The organism is Mesorhizobium sp. M0954 (assembly GCF_040319155.1).
Taxonomy (GTDB): Bacteria; Pseudomonadota; Alphaproteobacteria; order Rhizobiales; family Rhizobiaceae; genus Mesorhizobium.
Map to the genome: position 1 here is coordinate 1 of NZ_JAMYNR010000067.1, position 6,058 is coordinate 6,058.

Consider the following 6,058-nt stretch of genomic DNA (forward strand, 5'->3'; position numbering starts at 1 on the left):
GCTGCGATTGCCCACCATCAAGCGCATTATGTAATCAGTGGTGCTGCGTCGCTCTTTCGGATCCATCCCAAGCAGAAGCTGCCACACGACTACCGGGAAGCCTTTCCTTCGCCCGATGAAGCCACTGCAATGAAAGCAATGAGCCGGTTCTTCAGAAACAATGGAATCATTCTGCCCGTGGATACCTCGGCTTGCTTGTCGACGGCTATGTCTGACGCTGACATCGATAAAATCGCAAGCGTTTTTGAGCGGTTCCTGGCGGTGTCGGTTTCGAACGGGGAGGCGCAATAACGAACATTTCTACCCAAACGAAAGGAGCTGCCTTGCGGTGACGCGTCGCGGGCGCACTCCAACTTCATCGGGTAGAAACCATCTTTCCCCAAAGCCTTCCATCCGCCGTCATCGTTGCCGCGCTCCCGTCCGGCCGTCTGAGCGCCCTCAGGACGTCGCCGCCGTAGCGGCGTTTCTTGCCTCTGATCAAGCCGGCTTCGTCAATGACGCGATCATCGACGCCAACGGCAGCGAGTTTGTTGCCCTCGGATCTCTCCCATAACTTGAGGGCCGGAGAATGGATAATCGCAAAATCCGGCTCCTGATTGGCCGCATGAGTCATGAGGTGGCGCTGGTTGCCAGATCTGAATGTAGGGAACCTCGCGATGAACGGAGTACTGCCATGACCGATATCCCTGCCAACGCAACCATCCGGCTGGCCGGCCTCGAGGCCGAGGCCGAGATCCGCATTGACCACTGGGGCATTCCGCATATCAGGGCGGCGAGCGAACAGGATCTGTTCCTGGTGCAGGGGTTCAACGCCGCCCGTGACCGGCTCTGGCAACTCGATCTGTGGCGCAAGCGTGGCCTCGGCCTCCTCGCCGGGGATTTTGGCCCGGGCTACCTAGCCCAAGACCATGCCGCCCGGCATTTCCTGTATCGCGGCGACTTGGGTCCGGAATGGACAGCCTACGCGCCGGATACGGAAGTGATTTGCACCGCATTCACCGCCGGCATCAATGCCTATGTCGCGCTCTGCGAAGCAGAGCCCGGTCGCCTGCCGCCGGAATTTGCTTTGTTCGGTACGAAGCCAGCCCGATGGCAGCCTTCCGATGTTGTCCGCGTTCGCACCCACGCGCTTATCGGCAACGGGCTGTCTGAAATCCTGCGCGCCAACATCATGGCGCTGGCTGATGCCGAGATGGATCTGCTGCGCTGCGAGATCGAACCGGTGGTCCAACCGGAGGCGGCCGCCGGCATTTCGCTGGCCGATATTCCGCTTGCCGCAACGCGCCTCTTCAAGCTCGCGACCGCGCCGGTCACCTTCGACAAGGCCCGCCTTGCAGCTACCTTGGACGATATCTGGAAGTGGACCGAGGTGATCGACCTCGGCGACGTCATCCAGGCAACGATGGAGGAAGGCTCCAACAACTGGGCCGTCCACGGCTCCCGAACCGAAAGCGGCCGGCCGATCCTGGCGAGTGATCCGCATCGAGCGCTTACCGTGCCTTCGCTACGTTACCTCGTGCACCTAGAAGCGCCGGGGCTCAATGTTATAGGCGCTGGCGAGCCGACCGCCCCGGGCGTCTCCCTCGGCCACAACGAGAAGATCGCCTTCGGTCTCACGATCTTCGGAGCCGACCAGGAGGACATATACGTCTACGAGACGAAGGCCGGCGATCCTGATTCCTACCGCTATGGCGATTTCTGGGAGAAGATTGTCCGTATCGAAGAGACCTTTTCGGTCAAGGGCTTTGCCGATCAGACGTTGACGCTCTCCTTCACCCGACACGGCCCTATCCTGCACGAGAATTCAAAGAAGCGGCTGGTGATCGCCATGCGCTCCGTCTGGCTGTCTCCGGGCTCGGCTGCGTATCTCGGGAGCTTGTCGTACATGCGCACCAACTCGGTGAAGGAGTTTTCCGAAACGCTTTCCCATTGGGGCACGCCTTCGGTCAACCATGTCAGCGCCGATTTGGAGGGCAATATTGGCTGGTTCACGGCCGGCTTCACGCCTGTCCGTCCTAACTGGGAAGGCCTTTTGCCCGTGCCGGCCCACGGCACCCATGAATGGGACGGTTTCCTGCCTGCCGATCACCTTCCGCGCAAATACAATCCTGTCGAAGGTTTCTTGGCTTCCGCCAACGAGATGAACCTGCCGGCAGACCGCGATCCGAAAGCCCCGTCGATTGGCCATGAATGGGCGGAAGTGAGCCGCGCCCGGCGCATTAGGTCTGTCCTCACCAGCGAGCCCAAACACACGCTGAAAGCGTCAATGGCGTTGCAAACGGACGTATACTCCCGGCCGGCTGCCGTCATCTGCGGCGTGCTTGAAAAAGTTGCAGGCCGGCTACCGTTGGACGATGTCCAGCAAAAGGCGCTCGATTTGCTCAGGAACTGGGACCACCGGCTTGAAGCCACGAGCCCCCAGGCGGCGCTATTCGAAGTCTCGTGGATGAAGCACCTCCGCCCGGCGCTTCTCGCAAGGTTCGCCGTGAACCCGACGGTGCGGCAGTTGCTGCAACCGGGCGATGTCGACCGGATGCTCTCTCTTCTGGCCGAGCCCGGGCTCCGATGGGACGAGGTCGAACGAGACAACATGCTGCTTTCGACGCTCTCGGCTGGTTTTGCCGATTGCGGCGCGCGGCTCGGCGCCGATCCGTTGGGCTGGCAATGGGGCAATTTGCACCGGGCGGTTTTCGGGCATGCCACCAGCCGCATCAGGCCGGAGAATGTCACGGAGTGGAATGTCGGTCCGCTCCCGCTCGGCGGCAGCCGTTCGACGCCCATGCTCGCCGGGTACCGGATGACCGATTTCGGCGTCAACGTAGGGGCGTCCGTCCGACTCGTCATGGATGTCGGCGACTGGGACAACAGCGTCTGCATCAATGCGCCCGGCCAGTCCGGCGACCCGCGCTCGGTCCATTACAGCGATCTCGCCGAAACGTGGTCTAAAGGTGAATACGTGCCGCTCGTCTACAGCAAAAAGCGCGTTGAGGAAGAGACTGTCCGCCGCATCACCCTCCTACCGGATTGAGCCGCGGATCCATCGACGGCGCGCATCGGCCTATGGCCCACCGCCTACAATCTACGATCACTGCAATCGCGGTTCTGGCCCGAACAGGATATTTCACTTAGCGAAATCACCGCCCGGCAGCATTCTGCTGGCGCTGTTACACGATTGCAGGAGCGACTGGGAACTAACCCTCAATAATGAACAAGAGAGGAACGGAGTATGACAGTAAGACCGTTATGTCCGTCTTCGTGGCTGAGGTGGCTCGCCCTACACTGGTGTTCCGAGGGTTGCTCGGACAGGCCGAGCCGATCCTCATCACAGGAGGACGAGCCGTGGCAGATTATAGAGAAGCGTTTGTTGGAATCGATGTCGCCAAACTGAAGAATGCGATTGCTGTCGCTGAATCCGGCCGGGAGGGAGAGATCCGCCTCTGGGGTGAGGTTGAGGCATCGGATGCCAGTATGCGCCGCATCATCCAGCGCATAACTGCAAAGTTTGACCGCGTGCATTTCTGCTACGAGGCCGGCCCAACTGGGTATGGACTGCATCGGCTGATCCGGTCGCTTGGCCATGAATGTACAGTTGTCGCTCCATCGTTGATTCCGAGGAACCGGGCGACATCGTGAAGACGAATCGTCGAGATGCACTCGCGCTCGCCCGGCTATTGAGGGCCGGCGAGCTCACGGCAGTGTGGGTTCCTGACGAGGGCCATGAGGCTATGCGAGACCTCGTTCCTGCCCGGGCCGCTGCTGTCGAGACATTACGGGTTCGCCGACAACAGATAAGTGCCTTCATGCTCAAACATGGTCCGTATCTACCCACGCAAGAATGGCTGGACTATCCGATATCTGCGCTGGCTGCAGGAGCAACAGTTCGATCATCCGGCGCATCAGATCGCGCTGCAGGAAATGGTCGAGGCGGTACGTGTCTCGAAGGACCGCGTCGAACGACTGGAGAAGGTCATCGAGGAATTCGTCCCGAATTGGTCTCTCGCTCCGGTCGTTCGAGCTCTGCAGACGTTGAGCGGCGTTGATTTGATCATCGCCGTCACCTTCGCCACGGAGGTCGGCGACGTCACCGATTTGAAAGCCCGCGCCAACTGATGGGCTATCTCGGCCTGGTCCCTGGTGAGCGATCAACGGGTGAGACGGTTCGACGAGGTGCGATTACCAAGGCTGGCAACGGTCGGGTTCGGCACATGCTTGTCGAGAGCGCCTGGACATATCGCCATCCGCCAAAGGTCGGCGCAAAGAAGCTGTACCGGCCCGAGGAAGCGCCGCCGAAAGTGCGGGAGATCGCATGGAAGCTCAGAGCCGGCTAACAGCTCGCTATGCATGTTGGCCGGGCGAGGAAAGCGAACGACGGTGGTTTGCACCACCATTGCCCGCGAGCTGACTGGCTTCGTGTGGGCTGCTGCAAGGGAGGCGCAGTCGATCAGATGGTAGATCGCCGCAACGAACCAACGAACTTGCACCTCGCGCATTGCGGAGGCGGGACAACGGCAGGGGAACACCCGTCAGACGCTTTGGCCGGCACTTGACCGACCCGCAGTAAGATAGGAACAGCCCCGGACGTACAATCGGGAATGCGGTAACCAACCCGCGCATCAGAGCTTGATCACCGACGTCCTACAGTTCCGCTTCCACCCATACGCGATCATCATCATAAACAGTCGCTCATTGAGCGGGAGGTTCCTCGCGTCCAAAGCATTGACAATGGACATCAGAGCGCTGTCCCTATCACACCTCGACCATGATGCCTCTATCCATTCGAGGACTGCAGCCATGACGTGGACAGAAGGATCGCGCCGATTGCAGTCAGTCGTCAAACTCACAATCGGCATTCAGCAATATCTGCCCTATTCTGCTTCTCGGCTTTAACACCGGCAGGATTTCAACGTGGTTGTCTGCGCCTCGAAAGAGATCGAATTTTCACTCACTTTGGAAGGTGACCGTCGACCGACCAGATATGAAAGAGCAGTCGTTTGGGCATTGAATGGTCATATCGGCAGTCTCGACCGTCCCTCGGCGACGCAAATCAACGGCAACTTTGACGCCGGATTTTAAATCAGTGATGATCTCGCACCTTCGATCAATCCGGCAAGGGGCTTCACCAATGATGGGCTCCGCCAGTCCATCTAGCAAGACTGCAGCTTGGATGCGCCGGTCATTGGGCCCAGGGACTTGAGCGAAGGCCGCAGTTGCTGATTGAGCGACGCCCGCCACCACGGAAAAAGGTGAGATATAAGCCCTTAATATGTAGCCATTGCCGCAACTCCACCCGCCATCATGACGGCATAAGGGCTGCACATTGTGACCCAATAACGGCTTCCGGCCGATAGAAGTCTTTGGATTATCCTAGCGAGTAATTCCACGGTAGCAGCTCATCAATCCGGCTCTGCTTCTGGCCGTTGACGATGGCGGTGAGCGTGGCGGTCAAGTAGGCCTGTGGGTCAACAGCATTGAGTTTGCATGTCTCGATGAGCGAGGCGATGGTCGCCCAGTTTTCCGCTCCAGCGTCGTGCCCGGTCCAGTGTCGCCGATCTGGTCGATGAGCGGTCTCGACGGCTATCTGACAGCCCTCATCATCGGCCCGAAGTTTATAGATCCACGCCAGTGGATCCCGGGCTGACTGGCCCGGAGGCCCTGGACCTGCCGGTGGAAACAACCAAGCATCGGGCCGTGCAGACGATCGTCTTAGAATATAGCCGCATCTCGGCGAGCCTTTCCGAAACGCTGAAAGACTACCGGCCCCGGTTCACCAGGATTGATGATCAGACCTTTGAAGCCAGGGACTGGGACCTCTGCTTTCTGATGGGAACCGGCTTCGCGCCGAAGCTGTGGCGGCCCGTCATTCGCGGCCATGCCGTCACCGGCGATATCATCGCGCCAATCCGCAAGCTCAGCGACACAAAAGGACCAGCTACCCACAAGGATGCTGCTGCCGTCTGTCGGGCGAATTGAGAAACTGACCCCCTGACGAAATGAAGAACTGACCCCCTCGGTTATGAGAGGAGGCATGGATGACGGTTGAGATTTCGGCGATTCCTGC

The 6,058-nt window shown here is 59.5% G+C and carries 1 protein-coding gene and 4 pseudogenes; 4 read left to right on the top strand and 1 reads right to left on the bottom strand.

The window, feature by feature from the left end:
* The 3 genes and pseudogenes from NKH93_RS34050 to NKH93_RS34060 all read left to right on the top strand — a co-directional run.
* A pseudogene (locus tag NKH93_RS34050) lies at positions 1–291 on the top strand (aspartate aminotransferase family protein); the annotation flags it as partial.
* 382 nt (positions 292–673) lie between these two features.
* Positions 674–3,028, top strand: a complete 2,355-nt coding sequence (locus NKH93_RS34055; protein ID WP_352976360.1) for a penicillin acylase family protein — start codon at positions 674–676, stop codon at positions 3,026–3,028.
* A 311-nt stretch (positions 3,029–3,339) separates the two neighbouring features.
* Positions 3,340–4,452, top strand: a pseudogene (locus NKH93_RS34060) (IS110 family RNA-guided transposase).
* Between the two features lie 907 nt (positions 4,453–5,359).
* Here the strand turns inward: NKH93_RS34060 and NKH93_RS34065 are convergent.
* Positions 5,360–5,539, bottom strand: a pseudogene (locus NKH93_RS34065) (transposase domain-containing protein); the annotation flags it as partial.
* Here NKH93_RS34065 and NKH93_RS34070 point away from each other — a divergent pair.
* Positions 5,537–5,970: pseudogene (locus tag NKH93_RS34070) on the top strand (UPF0149 family protein); the annotation flags it as partial. The pseudogenes NKH93_RS34065 and NKH93_RS34070 overlap by 3 nt on opposite strands.
* Positions 5,971–6,058 lie beyond the last annotated feature (88 nt).

What these genes read in the sequence shown, in the direction of transcription:
- NKH93_RS34055 (WP_352976360.1), top strand. Translation starts at nt 674, where the DNA reads ATGACCGATATCCCTGCCAACGCAACCATCCGGCTGGCCGGCCTCGAG.